The 15,118-nt window shown below is 59.5% G+C and carries 14 protein-coding genes and 1 pseudogene; 9 read left to right on the forward strand and 6 right to left on the reverse strand.

Going from position 1 to position 15,118, the window contains the following annotated elements; translation table 11 throughout:
• Positions 1-246: 246 nt before the first annotated feature.
• The 5 genes from QQL28_RS38670 to phnF all read right to left on the reverse strand — a co-directional run bounded on the left by QQL28_RS38670 (position 247) and on the right by phnF (position 5,518).
• A complete protein-coding gene (locus tag QQL28_RS38670; protein WP_284274101.1) occupies positions 247-1,518 on the reverse strand; it encodes an extracellular solute-binding protein in 1,272 nt (423 codons plus the stop codon).
• Positions 1,515-2,348 (reverse strand): carbohydrate ABC transporter permease, encoded by an 834-nt coding sequence (locus QQL28_RS38675; RefSeq protein WP_284274103.1) that lies wholly within the window; start codon positions 2,346-2,348, stop codon positions 1,515-1,517. The genes QQL28_RS38670 and QQL28_RS38675 overlap by 4 nt, the downstream gene beginning before the upstream one ends.
• A complete protein-coding gene (locus QQL28_RS38680) occupies positions 2,345-3,268 on the reverse strand; it encodes a carbohydrate ABC transporter permease (protein ID WP_284274104.1) in 924 nt (307 codons plus the stop codon). The genes QQL28_RS38675 and QQL28_RS38680 overlap by 4 nt, the downstream gene beginning before the upstream one ends.
• Positions 3,265-4,431, reverse strand: a complete 1,167-nt coding sequence (locus QQL28_RS38685) for an ABC transporter ATP-binding protein (protein WP_284274105.1) — start codon at positions 4,429-4,431, stop codon at positions 3,265-3,267. Before QQL28_RS38685 ends, QQL28_RS38680 begins: the two co-directional genes overlap by 4 nt.
• A gap of 316 nt (positions 4,432-4,747) precedes the next feature.
• Positions 4,748-5,518 carry a phosphonate metabolism transcriptional regulator PhnF gene (gene phnF, locus QQL28_RS38690; protein WP_284274107.1) on the reverse strand — a complete coding sequence of 257 codons (771 nt, stop codon included), beginning with the start codon at positions 5,516-5,518 and terminating at the stop codon, positions 4,748-4,750.
• A gap of 718 nt (positions 5,519-6,236) precedes the next feature.
• Between phnF and QQL28_RS38695 the strand changes: the two genes are divergently transcribed.
• The 9 genes and pseudogenes from QQL28_RS38695 (at position 6,237) to QQL28_RS38735 (ending at position 14,272) form a co-directional block, all read left to right on the forward strand.
• On the forward strand, positions 6,237-7,031 hold the full coding sequence (locus QQL28_RS38695) for a class I SAM-dependent methyltransferase (RefSeq protein WP_284274109.1): 795 nt from the start codon (positions 6,237-6,239) through the stop codon (positions 7,029-7,031).
• Positions 7,032-7,504: 473 nt separating this feature from the next.
• Positions 7,505-8,647 (forward strand): aminotransferase-like domain-containing protein, encoded by a 1,143-nt coding sequence (locus QQL28_RS46370; protein ID WP_431309714.1) that lies wholly within the window; start codon positions 7,505-7,507, stop codon positions 8,645-8,647.
• Between the two features lie 50 nt (positions 8,648-8,697).
• Positions 8,698-9,567, forward strand: a complete 870-nt coding sequence (locus tag QQL28_RS38705; RefSeq protein ID WP_284274112.1) for a phosphonopyruvate hydrolase — start codon at positions 8,698-8,700, stop codon at positions 9,565-9,567.
• 168 nt (positions 9,568-9,735) lie between these two features.
• Positions 9,736-9,967 (forward strand): annotated as a pseudogene (locus QQL28_RS46375) (transposase); the annotation flags it as partial.
• Positions 9,968-10,371: 404 nt separating this feature from the next.
• Positions 10,372-10,845 (forward strand): IS66-like element accessory protein TnpA, encoded by a 474-nt coding sequence (gene tnpA, locus QQL28_RS38715; RefSeq protein WP_431309715.1) that lies wholly within the window; start codon positions 10,372-10,374, stop codon positions 10,843-10,845.
• Entirely contained in the window at positions 10,842-10,997 is a 156-nt protein-coding gene (locus QQL28_RS38720) for a hypothetical protein (RefSeq protein WP_284274116.1), read from the forward strand. The genes tnpA and QQL28_RS38720 overlap by 4 nt, the downstream gene beginning before the upstream one ends.
• A 103-nt stretch (positions 10,998-11,100) precedes the next feature.
• Positions 11,101-12,339: a site-specific integrase gene (locus tag QQL28_RS38725; RefSeq protein ID WP_284274118.1), complete on the forward strand. Its 1,239-nt coding sequence runs from the start codon at positions 11,101-11,103 to the stop codon at positions 12,337-12,339.
• Positions 12,336-13,268, forward strand: a complete 933-nt coding sequence (locus QQL28_RS38730; protein WP_284274119.1) for a tyrosine-type recombinase/integrase — start codon at positions 12,336-12,338, stop codon at positions 13,266-13,268. The genes QQL28_RS38725 and QQL28_RS38730 overlap by 4 nt, the downstream gene beginning before the upstream one ends.
• A complete protein-coding gene (locus QQL28_RS38735) occupies positions 13,265-14,272 on the forward strand; it encodes a tyrosine-type recombinase/integrase (protein ID WP_284274121.1) in 1,008 nt (335 codons plus the stop codon). The genes QQL28_RS38730 and QQL28_RS38735 overlap by 4 nt, the downstream gene beginning before the upstream one ends.
• 175 nt (positions 14,273-14,447) lie before the next feature.
• Here the strand turns inward: QQL28_RS38735 and QQL28_RS38740 are convergent.
• The coding region (locus tag QQL28_RS38740) for a group II intron maturase-specific domain-containing protein (RefSeq protein WP_284274123.1) at positions 14,448-15,118 on the reverse strand (671 nt) is incomplete at its 5' end.

The following is a 15,118-nucleotide window of genomic DNA, read 5'->3' on the forward strand; positions in this document are numbered from 1 at the left end:
CTATAATTATAGATGAGTCGAGACGGTTTTGTGACAATCGCAAAGATCGCGCGTTTTGGTGTTCGCTGGTTCTGCTCGGTGCCGCTTAGGGGGATCGCTAACTGGCGCAATCGCGAAACGAGGCATCGGCACTCGAGCGAAAGCAATGGTCTAGGGTCTAGCAAATCAGGGCGCGCAAAAACTGCGAACAGGCCCTATTTTAGGAGTTTTTGGCGCCGGATCATGTCGCCAGGATTGCCTGGTGCATCATTTGGGCAGCAGAGTGCTGATATCCTTAGCAAGACGATCGAGCGCCGGAGCTGGAAGTTGCCGAAGTCTCATGACCTCGCCCACATGATCCTCGATCATCATATCGATCCGGCCAGCGTTCTCGCCAGGGAAGGCGTACCAGCCTCGACTACGCGGGACGGAACGCAGCGCCGCCTGCATGTTTGGGTGCGCCGTATAGTAGGTGGCGAGGAAGCCCGGCCTCGAGATAGCAATTTCGTTGGCTGGAACATAGCCGGTCGTCGTGCCGACCACGCTTTGCCCTTCGCCGGTTACGAATTTCATGAAACGCCATGCAAGGGCCTGTCGGGCGGGGTCAGTCGTATGCATCACGACTGTTATGCCTGCGGTCGGAACCGACGCGTCTCTTCCAGTCATCGGCAGCGGAGCCGTGCCGATTTCGAAGCGGCCGGCCACTTCATTCTCAAACGATGCGAGGCTGCTGCTCGAATCTAGCAGGATGGCGATGCGGGCTCCTGTAAACGCCTGCCGCGATTGCGATTTGGTCATATCGACCTTCGCTTGTCCGGCGAGACCGATGCGGCGTAGCAATTCCATCGCCTTTTGGCCGGCATCCTCCGTGAAGGCGATCCGAGAGTCGTCCGAATTCATCATGGATCCGCCGAAGCAGCTCACCATCCCTTGGAACATGAATGAGTTGTATTCGGAGAAGATTCCGAGGACTTGGCTGTTTTCTGACTGGATACGTGCAGCGACGTCTAGGATGCCATCCCAATTGTCAGGGAGAGAACCTGCGCCCTCCTGAACCTTCGAGACCAGAGATTTGTTGTAAAAGACGATAGGAAAGGACATCCCGGCGCCCAGACCGTAAGTCATATTGCCGATGCGGCCGGCGGAAGTCACGGAAGAGGAATAGAGTTCCGAAGTCCACGTCGGGTCAGCTTTGATGAGCCCGTCGAGCGGTATCAGCAAATTGCGGTCAGCGAGCAGGCGGAGGTAGTTGGAGCCCTGAAAAGATACGTCCGGCAAATCACCGAAGATTGCCATTCGGAGAGTCTGCCGCATTATCGCGGGCTGGTCGAACTGCGAGACGTCAAGGTCGATGCGAACGTCGGGGTTTTCTCTCTCGAACGCGGATGCCAGGGCGCGAAACGTCTTGGAGAAGATCGAAGGTGCCGCGGAAACGCGCAAGACGGTGACATGGGCTTGTGCGGCATCCGCAATAAAAGCGGCCCCGAGAATTATCGCAGCAAGCGAGCAGCGTAGACCGATGATCTTCAGAACTCTCATTTGACGCTTCCGGCCGTGAGTCCGTCGATAAACCAACGCTGCGCGGCAAAAAAGCAGATGACCAGCGGTGCGACAACCAGAGTAGCCCCTGCCATCAAGGGCCCGTAATCATTGCCGGCTTCCGCATTGGCGAAGGTGACGATGCCGAGTGACGGAGGCATGAAGTCTTGAGTTTGCACTACGAGGAGTGGCCAGAAGAGATCGTTCCAGTGGCTGACGACCGAGACAATCGAAAAGGCGATGACTGCAGGAAGCGACATGGGCAGCATGATCCGCCACACGATGCTCAGCTCCGAAAGGCCATCCAGGCGAGCGGCATGGATGATGTCGTCAGGGATTGACGTGAAGAATTGGCGCAACAGGAAGATGCCGAAGGGTGAGACGACAAACGGGAAGATCAGCGCGGCATAAGTGTTAAGAATTCCAAGCCAATAACAGAGAATCAACAACGGCAATGCCAAGACCTGATGCGGGATAAGCAGACCGATCAGCACCATACCGAAGATAACCTCGCGACCGGCGAAACGAATTTTGGCAAGCGCATAGGCGGCTGGCGCGCAAATGATGATTTGCAGCAGAAGGATCGCCGCGCATACGATCACTCCGTTCAGCATGAATCTTGGCAAAGGCGCCGCAGTGAGCGCCTTGGTGTAATTCTCCACCGCGAACCAATGCTCCGGCAGCAATGTGAAGCTCGACGAGAAGAGTTCGGCTGGCGGCTTCAACGACAAACTCACCATCCAGATAAAGGGCGCAAGGACGAGCGAGCCGGTCGTAAGAAGTATGATGTGGCGAACCACGCCAGCCAGAATTTTCATATGCAACGTCATGGGTGGGACGCCCGGCTGTTCACAACACGCGCCTGAAGCGTTGCAAGAGCGATAACAATTACAAGAAAGACCACGGCGATGGCTGCTCCGTAGCCGGTCCTAAAATACTCGAAACTCTCCCGATACAGCGCGTACAAAAGCATGACGGAGGCGTCACCAGGCCCTCCCCGCGTCAGGACCTGGATAATGTCAAAGGCCGCGAAAGCGCGCAGCGTCACGACGATGAGCACGAAGAGGGAAACCGGAGCTAGCGACGGAAGTGTCACGAGCCGCAAGCGATCCAGCACCCCATCGGCGCCATCGATATCGGCAGCATCATAGAGATCCTGAGGAATGGCTTTGAGGCCCGCGAGGAACAGGACCAGCGCCAAGCCCAGGCTTTGCCAGGTGCCGATGACCGCCAGGATCGGCAAAACGGTCGACTCGCCTCGCAACCAGTTGGCAGTCGGCAAACCAACAGCCGCAAATACCTGGTTGACTAAACCGATGGTCGGATGCAGCAGCATCTCCCACACGATTGCCATGGCGGCGAGCGAAGTCATAAATGGCAAGAAGTGGATCGCGCGATAGAAGGCGCGCAGGGTCTTACCGCTCTCGATCAGGAGCGCCAGGGACAGCCCGAGAACCAGCGTGCTTGGCACAACCATAAGGGAGTAAGCGGCCGTATTAAAGAGCGCCGCACGGAACGCTGGATCGGCGAGCAGACTGGTGAAGTTCGCTGCGCCGATGAATGACAGCGTCTTTGCCCCGAGATGCCAGTCGGTCGCGGCGATCGCGAGAACAGCACCCGTCGGCAAAATGAACAGCACTAGAATGAGGACCAAGGCCGGCCCGATGAGGGCATAGCCGGCAAGCGTCTCCGCAGACCCGGTGTCGATCCGTAACTGTCGGTCGACAGTGGCTGACTGTTCCGACGTCACCCTGCGCAGCTCCGAAGCTGCGTAAACTGATCATCGCCCTCGGAAAGCCGACGCCCATCGGCGGAAAACAGCAACGCCTGTTCGCGCCGAACCCGGAGATGTACGGATTGGTCGGATTGAAGGCTTGATGCGAGTTCGACCGGAAGGCGCGCAACCAAAGGCTCGCTCGAGCCCGGGACGTCCACGTGAGCAAACAGATCTGCGCCAACATGCTCGACATAGCGCAGCCTTCCCGTCAATGTGTTCAGGCCAGCCCGCTCGGCAAACTGCAGCGACTCCGGACGAATACCGAGCGTGATATTGTTTCCGCCGTCCAGCTTGCTGTCGAGCGCAAGAGTAGACCCCGCAACGGCCAAAAGCCCCTCACCTCTCGGTGTGGCCTCGAGCAGGTTGATCTTGGGCGCGCCGATCAATTCGGCCACGCGTCGATCGGCGGGAGAGGTATAGATCTGCTGTGGCGACGCCACTTGCGCCAGTTGACCGTCCAGCATAACCGCGATGCGATCGGACATGGTCATGGCTTCCGTCTGATCGTGGGTCACATAGACGAAGGTTACACCAATACGACGATGCAGCTCCTTGATTTCGCCGCGCATCTGGACGCGCAACTTTGCGTCAAGATTGGAAAGCGGCTCGTCCATCAGAAAGACTGCGGGATGACGAACCATGGCGCGGCCGACGGCCACGCGTTGGCGCTGACCGCCGGAAAGTTGGCCGGGCTTGCGCGCGAGGAGATGATCGATCCCGAGCGCCTTCGCCGCGCGCGCCACTTCAGTCTTGATCTCAGCGCTCACCGAGTGAGTATTTGGAAGCAGAGCGCCTATCACAGGAAGCCGCTGCAAGGCCGAAAGTCGGCGCATCCTCAGAGGCAGCGCCATATTTTCCGAGACTGTCAAATGCGGGTAGAGGGCGTATGACTGAAATACCATGGCGACATCGCGCCGTTTGGGACGAAGGTGATCGACCTTGCTGCCGGCGACCTCGATAGTCCCGCAATCCTGCCGCTCAAGCCCTGCAATGATCCTTAGGAGAGTGGATTTGCCGCAGCCCGACGGACCAAGAAGAGTCAAGAACTCTCCGTCGCAGATGTCGAGCGAGATCCCATCAATGATGGGAGTGGAGCCGAACGACTTAGAAACTCCGCGAACGGATACGCTTGCCAAAAGGATTCCTCATCAACTGGACCGAACCTGGGAATTATAGTTATAGAACCATTGCCGCATGACTGTTTAATGACAGTAGCGGGCTGACGCAAGTTCGGTGGAACCAGGGCTCTGGCAGAAGGCCGGGGCGGTCGGGAGGCATTATGCCCAAGAGCCCGGTACCGGTTGGCGACTTCGTGGGCTTTCCAGGACAAGCTTCGCAAGGAGGAGATCGCGACTAAAGCAGCTGCCGCGAATGCTTGAGACAGACACTGCTCGCAGTCCGTCTGCAAGGTTCGACCGAGCCGACGCGAGAGCCCGTCAATCGCAAGGTACATCAGATGTCCACGAGTAGGCTCACGCGGCCGGCGCTGTAGCAGGTTTCCGCATACACAAGGGGGGTGTCCTTGCTGTCGACCTGAACGACTTCTGTCAGTAGAATGTAGGCGCTTATCGGCATCTTCAGGTGCGTAGCCTCTTCGCGGCTCGGCGGTCGCGCGCGAATTCGGATAGTCTTGCGTCGAAAATCCTTCACGCCGATAGACTTGAAGATCTTGCCGAAAGAGAAGTCTTCCGTGGGCTCCTTACCGATACTCTCGAAAGCCTCCTCCAGACCTGGCATACGCTTTGTGGGGAAATAATTGTAATTGTAGTTGACCGGAAATCCATCCGCTTCGCCCAGCAGGGTCACGAAGAGAACCGGGCTGCCGGGCTTGATTTGGAGTGCCGTCGCAATCTCCAGCGAGGCACGAACTTTTTCCATCGCAATGAGCTTGCGTGATGGCGTGCGATTGCCGTCGCGCAGATTCTGCTCGAACCAACTTCTGGCACCGAGTCGCAATTCAATGGGGTTCACGACGGCGTAAGCCCCCCTCGCGCGCTCGATCCTTAGATAGCCCTCCGCTTCCAGCTGCGCGATCGCCTTCAGTACCGTGTGTCGGTTGACGCCGAAACGGGCAGCTAGCGATTCGCTCGAAGGTAGACGCTCGCCCGCCGCAAAGGTGCCACTTGCAATATCCTCGGTAAGCGCGTCACTGACCTGCCTCCATATGGTGATGCCGGCCCGCTCAACACGACTTGAATTTTCTTTCACGACTGCCTTTCCCATGACTTGTCCAAGCGTATTGTAAGCTCGTTTCTGCGAATAGTTGTATAGAACGTTGGAGTTTTACAACGTCGTATAAAGTTCTAGACTTAAAAATAACCCCTGTAGCCGAGCCGACTGGCTGCGGACACAACCCCCGCTTTTATGGAAATCCAAGCACCCCAAATTTTCCAACCCGTCCACGAGCCTCGCTAGTTAAATTTCACTCGTTCATTGGCGCCTGCGGTGCCTAGGAGCCTGTCTGAGTAGTGAGTGTTCAAGAGGGTGCGAGTCTGATTCCTTACGTAGCGATGAGCAAGGAATTTCGCCCCTGGAAGATCGATGAGGCCCAGCTTCTGCCGCCGAGCGTGCAGGATTATGTGCCGCAAGACCACGTTTCGTTGGCGCCTTGCCTCACGGCAGGATTGCTCCGCCGCGCTGGCGGCGCGTGCGGGCTTGAGCAGAAGCTGGCTAGTCTCGTTCAGATGATCCCCGTCAACGACGGGGGAGCAAGCTTGGCGGCGGCAACGTAGTCCGCCTGCCTAGCTCTGAGGCCACGACACTGACTTAGTCAAGATGATATGGGCCTTCCGGATCGATTAGCACCCACGCTTTGGGTAGATCGGCGCACTCACCTCCTTTGGCAGGTTGCATTGAAATACAAGTTGCTATTTCCTGAGCTCATGTCGAGCGCAACCGAAGGCGGCGCAGACAACACGTGTGAGAATACCGCGAAGGGTGCATGGCGACTGGCGCTGACCTTGTGTCCCTACAATGGACTTTGTACGGGTCACGAAATCCTACCCGCCGCTGGCTGCACGGTGCGCGACGCACGTGGATCACGCGTGCTATTCGTAGATCCGCTCAGCAGGGTGGAAGAGCTCTTGAGGTCGGGCCCGGCTCGGGCATTTACATTCCGACGCTTAAGGAACTGTTCTCCGAGGTGTACGTGGCCGACTGTGAGAGGAGTTATCTTGATTCAATCGAGAAGCGTTATGCGGACAATGCAGCTGTCCACATCGTGCTAGACGACATCACCGAGTCACGACTGCCAGGGGAGCACTTCGATTTTGTGCTGTGCACCGAAGTAGTAGAGCACATCTCAGACTCGCGCGCAGCGTTTCTGCATATCGCACGCATTCTGAAGCCTGAGGGAATTCTCGTGCTCTCTACCCCACAGCGATACAGCTTTCTGGAGCTTACAGCAAGAGTCGCTCTGTCCAGATGGCTTATTTGGTTCACAAGGCTTATCTATCGTGAGCCTGTCTCGGAAATGGGGCATATCAACCTAATGACCGCCACCACTGTGGAGGCACAACTTTCTGTCGCAGGCCTTCGGGTCATCGCGCGCCACAAAGGTGGACTCTACTTACCCGGCATTGCCGAATTTCTCGGCACCTTCGGCCAGCGCTTGGCTGCCCAGTTAGAGTCTCTTATACGCAACACTTGGCTCGATGGGATCCTGTGGACGCAATATTATATTGCCCGCCGTTCTCGAAGAACAGATCAGTCCGCGTACCGCCAAGGCGGACAATAGTGGAACCTACGATCAGGTATTCGAAATCTAGGTCGCTCCGACACGATGTCGAAGACAGTCGCGCGAACTCTTTCCACGGCAATGAGCTAGCGTGATGGTGTGCGGTTGGCGCGACCCTTACATGACCCTCCGCTTCCAGCCGTCGCCTTCAGCACCGTATGACGATGGACAAAAACCTGCAGTTGGCGATCCGCTACGAAGGTAGATGCTCGCCCGCTGCGTTTGCAGTATCCTCGGCGAGCGCGTAGCCTACTTGTCGCCGTCATAGGCCGATATCCGCCCGCTCAATACGATTTGAATTTTCCTTCGGCCACCGTGTTTCCCAGCCGTGCCAAAACGCACACGTAACCTGCCTTGGAAATAAGTGTATAGAACCTTTGACTCTTTAACGTTATATAGTTATAGACTCAAAATCCGCAGTAGCCAAGAATCGGCTGCGAGTGACTCCCCTCACGGATATAATCCTAGTTTCTATGGAAATCCAAGCGCCGCAAATTTGCCAAGCCGTCGATCAGGACTCGCTAGTTGATTTCACACGTTCATTACCGCCCGCGGTGCCTGGGGTTGACGCCAAACTGGCTCGCGCGATTGAGCGGCTTCGTTCTGAGCATGGTCTGGACCGATTGGTTCATGGTGGCGTCGCGCGCGGCTCGTCCAGCGGAAGACTAGGTGGCGCGCGGTACCTGGCGCCACGCCTTGGCGATGCAATCGATATCGATTGTATCCTCACGACCAACGGGACGCAGAGCGCACTCCTTCTCCTGTTTCATCACCTCGTTGGCAAGGGCGGCCGATTGTTGGCTGAGCGCTTGTCTTACGGGGCTTTGCGTGAGCTTGCCGGCATCGCCGGGGTGGAGTTGGTGGGACTTGACGTTGACGAGGAAGGTATTCTGCCTGACGCCTTCGAAAGAGCTTGCCGGAAGGGCGGCGTGCGCGCCCTTTACTGCAATCCCACGGTACAAAATCCGACGACGGCAATAATGCCATTGTCCCGTCGGCGCGCTCTTGCAGATCTTTCCCGCCGTTACGGCGTGCCGATCATCGAGGATGACGCCCTTGGACGCTTGCATCCCGATGCCGCTCCACCGATTGCCAAGATCGCGCCTGATGTCGTGTGGTACGTCATGAGCGCGACCAAGGGACTCGCGCACGGTTTGCGCTTGGCGTACGTGGTAGCGCCTTCGCGGGCGCACTGCGATTCGGCGCTGGTACCGGTCGAACGGCTCTCGTTCTGGACTGCGGCTCCTCTACTTGCCGCCGTCGTTGCTAATTGGACGCTTTCAGGCACGGCCGATTTGATTTCCGCGGCGATCCGAGAGGAGAACACAGCGCGAGAGGCCATGGCACGTGGTGCCCTAGGCCGCTTTGGCCTAGTCTCAAAACCGGGATCAATGCATGTCTGGTTGCCATTGCCTGCACCATGGAGGCCCGACAGATTCGCACGATCGGCGGTGGCTGCTGGGGTGTTGATTAGGAGCGCCGAGCTCTTCGCCGTTGACAATCAGCCCGTGCCGAACGCCGTACGATTGTCGCTTTCAACGCCATCAAGCAGAAGAGCTACTGATGTCGGCATCACCCGGATAGCAGCTCTCCTCGATCGCGGACCTACCGGCTAAAACATCAAAAGCGATCGGCGCTAAACGCGCAGTAGTCAAACGGAGTCACTATGGCCTCAAGATTGCGAGAAAAATTAGCCGAGGATCAGCTGTTGCATGTCATGGCGGCTCACAGCCCCTTATCCGCAAAGCTCGTCGAGGAGGCCGGGTTCGATGGAGTTTGGGCTTCCGGGTTTGAACTTGCGGCTCTTTACGGCCTGCCGGATCTGTCCTTCGTTAGCATGACTCAGCACCTTGATATGGTGCGTGCAATGTCGGGCTCTACGCATCTGCCCATCGTTGCTGACATCGATACTGGCTATGGTAATGCGATCAACGTCACGCACGTGATTGCCGAATATGAGCGCGCCGGCGCTGCGGCAGTCGTGATCGAGGACAAGACCTTTCCCAAGGTGTCCAGCCTTGCGACCACAGGCCGGCAGCAGGAACTACTCCGGATCGAGGAGTTTCAGGGCAAGATCGCAGCGGCTCTTGCCTCGCGGCGAGACCCCAACTTTGTGGTCATCGCTCGCACCGAGGCATTGATTGCCGGTCTGGGCGAGGCGGAGGCAGTCAAGCGCGCGGCAGCTTATGAGTCGGCTGGCGCCGACATGATCCTCATCCACTCTAAGCAGAAGACGCCGGATGAGGTGGAAAGCTTTGTGCGCGCCTGGAGCGGCGCTGCTCCAATAGTCATTGTGCCGACCGCCTATCCCGAGATGAACGAGATGCGGATCTCCGCCTTCGGCAAAATAAGGATGGTGATCTACGGCAACCACGCAATCCGCGCAACTGTGGCGGCGATGAAGGATGTCTTTGCGCGCATTCGGCGCGATGGCGGCATTCTTACGGTAGATAAGGATATTGTTTCGGTCGAGGAAATCTTCCGACTCCAGGGTATGGACCGGGTGAAAATTACCGAGAAGCGGTTCCTCCGCTGAGTCTTGGTTCTGTCCTTTTCTCCCGAGCCCCAATGCTGGACGGCGGTAAATCCACTGTCCTATGGATCATCGCGGGGGACTATCGAGGTTGCGGGCGTCAAAGTCGATCATCTTTGTCCCCAAGATGCGCGATATCACCATGGTGCTCAGTCCTACGCCCTCTATCCGCATCTGAGAGATCGCAGAGCGGTCGCGCGTTACGCGGGCCTCACGGGCGCTCCCGATGAGAACGGCAAGCGAAGACGGGAGAAGGGCCTTGCACGCGCTGGCAGTGCCCGGTACGGCGTGGGATGATCCAGTTGGCCTGGCGTTCCTTTTCCAGATGGATAACGCATTAGCCCAATGGTTCCATACTCGCGCGGCCGACGCGCGCGGCGGTACGCGCAAGACCATGATGATCGTGGCACCTCAATTGGGGCTTGGCGAAGCAATCGCTGAACCCTGATACGCCGAGGTGGCGGTGACCCGCGCCACAACTTGGTCCATATGACCTAGCGGAAGAATGGGCCCGCTGCCCGAGCTTCGCTTGAGATGCGCATTGCTGCATCATGGTCGAAGATTGCGTTCGACCGCATACAAGTACGCGGCGCGATGGCCGCCGGATATTGCAAGCTCTCCCTCGGAATGTCTCTCAGTCGCGCCAATGTGGCTTCGCCGTCATCCATGATCATGTTGCCGAGCTTGATGCACAGATGCACACGGCTGCACCCTCGGTACAAGGTAACCGGCATGAGCCCCCCACCTGGGCATCGCGCGACTGAGCTGCGATACAGCTTGGAATGAACTGTTTTTTGGAGGTGGACTATGGCAGACGCCATGCATGAAGCCATGCTTGATGCCAGGCAAGAAGGCGGCTCCTATCGTCGCATCGAGGTGATCACGGGGGAGCGTCGGCGACGGCACTGGACGGCGGAAGAGAAGGCGCGGATTGTGGCGGAGAGCTTCGAGGAAGGGGCCAATATTTCCGAGGTCGCTCGGCGCCATGGCGTTGTCCGTGGGCTGCTTACGGTGTGGCGGCGCAAGTTCGCGACGGCAGCGAACTTTCAGGCGCCAGGCTTCGTGCCGGTCCGGATCGCTTCCGAGAGCGGTCCGGCGACGGCGGACGAGCCGGACCGGCGAGCGTGCGCGCATGGGGTGCTGCCGCAGATGGCATCGCCCACCAGCAAGCTTGGCGGGGTGATCGAGATCGAGGTGAGAGGGGCACGCATCCGGGTCGAGCCCGGAGTGGAACTGGCGACGCTTTCGATGGTGCTGTCGGCGCTTCGGAGCATGCGGTGATTGCATTACGGCCTGACCTCAAGGTGGTGCTGGCGGCACAGCCAGTCGACTTTCGCAAGTCGGTGCACACGCTGTCGGCGCTGGTGAGCGAAGCGCTGCGTGCGAACCCGTACTTACGTGTCGGGCGAGATTATGTGGCGGAGGCGGCCTAACGCCAGCCAGGGCCGGCCACGGCTGGATTCTTCCGCCACATAATATTTCGTGCCCCTCGTGCGGACGCGGGATCCCCCTGCGCCGTAACGCCGGAGGGGCACAATGCTCGAGTTCTATTTTTCGTACCGCGGGGTGCTTAAGCGCCTTCGTGACGGGGCGCTCGGCGCCGAGATGGATCGCATCGCGGGGCACTTTTTCTCGCTCGGTTACAAGCAAGCATCCGCTAAGCTTTATCTGAGCCGGATCGCGCGGTTCAGCCGTTTTGCTGCAGCACATTGCGGTTCACGGCCGATCGGCGAAGCTATCGTCGATAGCTATCTATGCACATTCACCACGGACTCACCACGGATTGCGGCAGTGTCTGCGCTCCAACGCGCGCGACGGGTGGTGCCCGAACGATTCATTGCTTTGACGCCCATTGTAGTCGATGATCCGGACGCTCCGCTTTTGAGTTCCTTTTCTGACTATCTGAGCAGGGTACGAGGCCTTGAGCCAAGGTCCCGCGCTGGCGTTCTCTTGGGCGCACGGCGCTTTCTGGATTGGCTCCGCCATCGCCATCCTGGCCAAGACCTCGAGGCGTTGACGGCAGAGCATGTCCTTGCCGCTGTCGAGTATCGGCTGTCGCTCTCGGCGACCTCCGGCACTCGCACGGCGGCGATCTCTCACATCCGAACGTTTCTCCGCTTTCTGCATTGGGCTGGCCACCACGAGCAGGATCTGGCTCCCGTCGTTCCAAGAACGCCATATTGGCGACTGGCCCATTTACCGCCCCGGCTTTCGTGGGATGATGTTCGCCGCGCCATCGATGCGATCGGCAAGGCGACGCCGATCGACCTTCGCGATCGAGCTGTCCTGCTGCTGCTCGCCACCACAGGCATTCGCAATGGCGAGCTACGCGCTCTTCAGCTCCGGGATATCGACTGGCGAACTGGCGAGGTTTTTGTCCGGCGCACCAAGGGCAAGCGTGACCGAGTGGCCCCGCTCATGGAGGAGACCGGCGCCGCGCTTGCCGACTACATCCTGCGGGCTCGACCGAAGGTCGATAGTCAGCATCTGTTCCTGTCCTTCACGCCGCCCGTGGGACCATTCAAGTACGCGTCGTCTGTTTCGAGGATCGTGCGGAAGCGGTTGCAGCATGGTGGGATCGAGCTCGGTCGCGTCGGAGGCGCGCATCTCCTGCGCCACAGTCTAGCCACCCAGCTCGTCGGGCGACGAAGGCCGATCAACGAGGTCGCCGATCTTCTAGGGCACCAAAGCATCAACACAACGGCGCTGTACGTGAAGGTCGCGGCCTCGCAGCTCGCTGAGGTCGCGCTCCCCTTTCCGGGAGGCGCCGCATGACCGCCTTCGCCGCATTCCTCGGCGACAAGGTCGAGCGCTACATCGAGCTGCGCCGCTCCCTCGGCTACGCCTTCAACAAGCAAGCCGGCACGCTGCGGGCTTTCGTTCGCTACGTCGAGCGATCTCAGCTGGGTGCGCCCGCCACCCGGACGATGGCACTGGACTTCGTCCTGTCGTTCGGCGACACCGCCAACAGTCGCGCCGTCCGTCACGGCGTGCTCCGCCGATTCTACGAGTACCTGGCCGTCTACGACCCCCAAACCGAGGCCTTGGAGCGCAGAGCCTTCTCCAGATCCAGGGCGATTCCGCCACCGCGCATCCTTAGCGAGGCTGAGCTGGCGTCGCTTATCGACGCATGCAGCTTCATTTCGCCGGGGATCCCTCTCAGAGGCCGCACGACGGCGACGCTGATCGGATTGTTGGCCAGCACAGGGCTACGATCGGGCGAAGTGGCCAGGCTTGATCGCGGCGACGTCGATCTGACCAACGGGGTCGTCATCGTCCGTAAGACCAAGTTCCGTAAAGACCGCCTGGTTCCTGTTCATCAGACGACTCAGGCAGCCCTTCGTCGATACGCCCGTGAGCGCGACGCCGTGTTTCCCAAGCCCAAAGGCGAGGCCTTCTTCCTCAGCTCGCGAGGCTGCCGTCTGTCGGCGACCGGCCTGCAAAGTAACTTCGCTAAGGCCCGCAAGCTCGCGGGTCTTGACAATGGCAAGCCTCTGCGACCGCACGATCTCCGGCACCGGTTCGCGGTGACCAGGCTCAGGCTGTGGCACCAACAGCGCGCAGACGTCCAAGCGCTGCTGCCCTTACTCGCCACCTACCTCGGCCACGCCAGCTATAGCGACACAGCCTACTACCTCACCGGCTCGTCGGATCTCCTCGCCATCGCGGCTGAGCGCGCCTTCCTCGACGGAGGCGCGGCATGAGCGAGCACCTCCTACTAGCGCCGCTCCTGGAGTCGTACTTTCGTCGCCGGTTGACCAAGCAGCGCAACGCGACCTCGGCGACCTTGGCCAGCTATCGCGATGCCTTGCGCATGCTGATCCTCTTTGCCGCCGCCCGTTTGGGGAAGAAGCCGGCGGCGCTGGCCCTTGAGGATCTCGATCGGGACCTTGTTCTCGCCTTTCTTGACGAGCTTGAGGAGAAGCGGAACAACTCCGTCGCAACGCGCAACGCCCGACTAGCCGCGATCCGATCCTTCTTCCATCACGTCGCTGCCGCCGATCCCGCCTCGTTCGGCGTCGCCCAACGGGTTCTGACGATCCCCACCAAACGGGCCCACATCGAGGTGACGCATCACCTCACCAACGCCGAGGTGGAGGCCATCATCGCAGCCCCTGATCAGACGACGCCCCGCGGCCGGCGCGACCGGGCCTTTCTGCTCTTCTTGGCGAGAACCGGCGCTCGCGTGTCCGAAGCGACCGGTGTCAACGCGAACGACCTTCAGTTGGAACGAGGACGCCCGCAGGTGCTGCTTCACGGCAAGGGACGCCGAGATCGCGTCGTTCCCATTCCTAAGGATCTGGTGCGATCGCTGACGAACCTATTGAGCGAACGTGGCCTCGCCAATCATGAACCGCGGCCGATCTTCGTCGGGGTCCACAACGAGCGCCTGACGCGCTTTGGCGCGATCCACATCGTGCGGCGTGCCGCCTCCCAGGCCGTGTCCATCACGCCAAGCTTGGAGGACAAGCCCATATCGCCGCACATCTTCCGGCATTCCCTCGCCATGAAGCTTCTCCGGTCAGGCGTGGATCTCCTGACGATCCAGGCTTGGCTTGGCCATGCTCAGGTCGCCACAACCCACCGATACGCCGCTGCGGATGTCGAGATGATGCGCCGGGGACTCGAGAAGGCGGGCGTCTCAGGCGACCGCAGCGCGCGCTTCCGGCCGAACGACACCATCCTGCAGCTGCTGGCCAGCATCTGATTATTATGTGGCGGAGAAACCCTGGGGGGCCGGCCCTGGCTGGCGTTAGGGCGCCTCCGCCACATAATCTCGTCCGACACATAAGAGCGGTTGATCGGGATAGGGGGACGTCTCGCGACGCCACCCCTCCCACACCACCGGGCATACGGGTCCGTACCACGGCGGTTCGATCGAGTTAAGCCGGCACAGGCATGAAGATTCGGGGGAGACCAAGAGAGTCGAACGCATGATTTCGTAAGGCGTGTTGAACCGCCGGGTGTCCGGACATGCGCCAGAGTCCCGTCGGTGAACCGGCAGCGACCGATGCGGCGAACTTCGTGATGCCGAGGCGGCGAAGCTCCGTGAATCGGTTATGCCCGTTTCGCCATTGCCGCCAGAGATACACACGCAGTCTCCGGCGGATCCAGGCTTCCAGGTTCGTTAGCACGCGCGGGGTCTGACAGAAGCCGAAGTACCCGCGCCATCCGATGAGGAATGGCGTGAGATCTGCGATCATCTGCTGCAAACTGATCCCTCGCGTCCGGCATGTGATTTCCCGGATTCGGTCTTTGAACTTGTCGAGAGCTTTCGGCGCAATGCGTCGCTCGCTCCCGTCATTCGCAATGCTGAATCCGAGAAATTTACGTTCCTCGGGTCGCGCCACCGCGCTTTTGGCCTCGTTGACTTTCAAGCGGAGCTTGTCAGTCAGGAATCGGCTGATCGAGGCCCTCACCCTTTCGCCGGCGAGGTGGCTGCGAACATAAATGTTGCGTCGAGTCGCCCGGGGGAGTTTCACCCCCAGGCGCTCACAGATCCGGACGTGAACGTCTCCGCTCATCCGGCTCTTACCGTCCAGCCGCCGTCTTG

Origin of the sequence: Bradyrhizobium iriomotense, from assembly GCF_030160715.1 — a bacterium.
Classification (GTDB): Bacteria; Pseudomonadota; Alphaproteobacteria; order Rhizobiales; family Xanthobacteraceae; genus Bradyrhizobium; species Bradyrhizobium iriomotense.

Excerpts from the sequence above, each read along its gene's own strand:
- phnF (WP_284274107.1), bottom strand. The coding sequence starts at position 5,518 with ATGGGAAAGGCAGTCGTGAAAGAAAATTCAAGTCGTGTTGAGCGGGCC.
- QQL28_RS38670 (WP_284274101.1), bottom strand. The coding sequence starts at position 1,518 with ATGAGAGTTCTGAAGATCATCGGTCTACGCTGCTCGCTTGCTGCGATA.
- tnpA (WP_431309715.1), top strand. The coding sequence starts at position 10,372 with ATGGCAGACGCCATGCATGAAGCCATGCTTGATGCCAGGCAAGAAGGC.
- QQL28_RS38705 (WP_284274112.1), top strand. The coding sequence starts at position 8,698 with ATGGCCTCAAGATTGCGAGAAAAATTAGCCGAGGATCAGCTGTTGCAT.
- QQL28_RS38730 (WP_284274119.1), top strand. The coding sequence starts at position 12,336 with ATGACCGCCTTCGCCGCATTCCTCGGCGACAAGGTCGAGCGCTACATC.
- QQL28_RS38695 (WP_284274109.1), top strand. The coding sequence starts at position 6,237 with ATGGCGACTGGCGCTGACCTTGTGTCCCTACAATGGACTTTGTACGGG.
- QQL28_RS46370 (WP_431309714.1), top strand. The coding sequence starts at position 7,505 with ATGGAAATCCAAGCGCCGCAAATTTGCCAAGCCGTCGATCAGGACTCG.
- QQL28_RS38675 (WP_284274103.1), bottom strand. The coding sequence starts at position 2,348 with ATGACGTTGCATATGAAAATTCTGGCTGGCGTGGTTCGCCACATCATA.
- QQL28_RS38735 (WP_284274121.1), top strand. The coding sequence starts at position 13,265 with ATGAGCGAGCACCTCCTACTAGCGCCGCTCCTGGAGTCGTACTTTCGT.
- QQL28_RS38725 (WP_284274118.1), top strand. The coding sequence starts at position 11,101 with ATGCTCGAGTTCTATTTTTCGTACCGCGGGGTGCTTAAGCGCCTTCGT.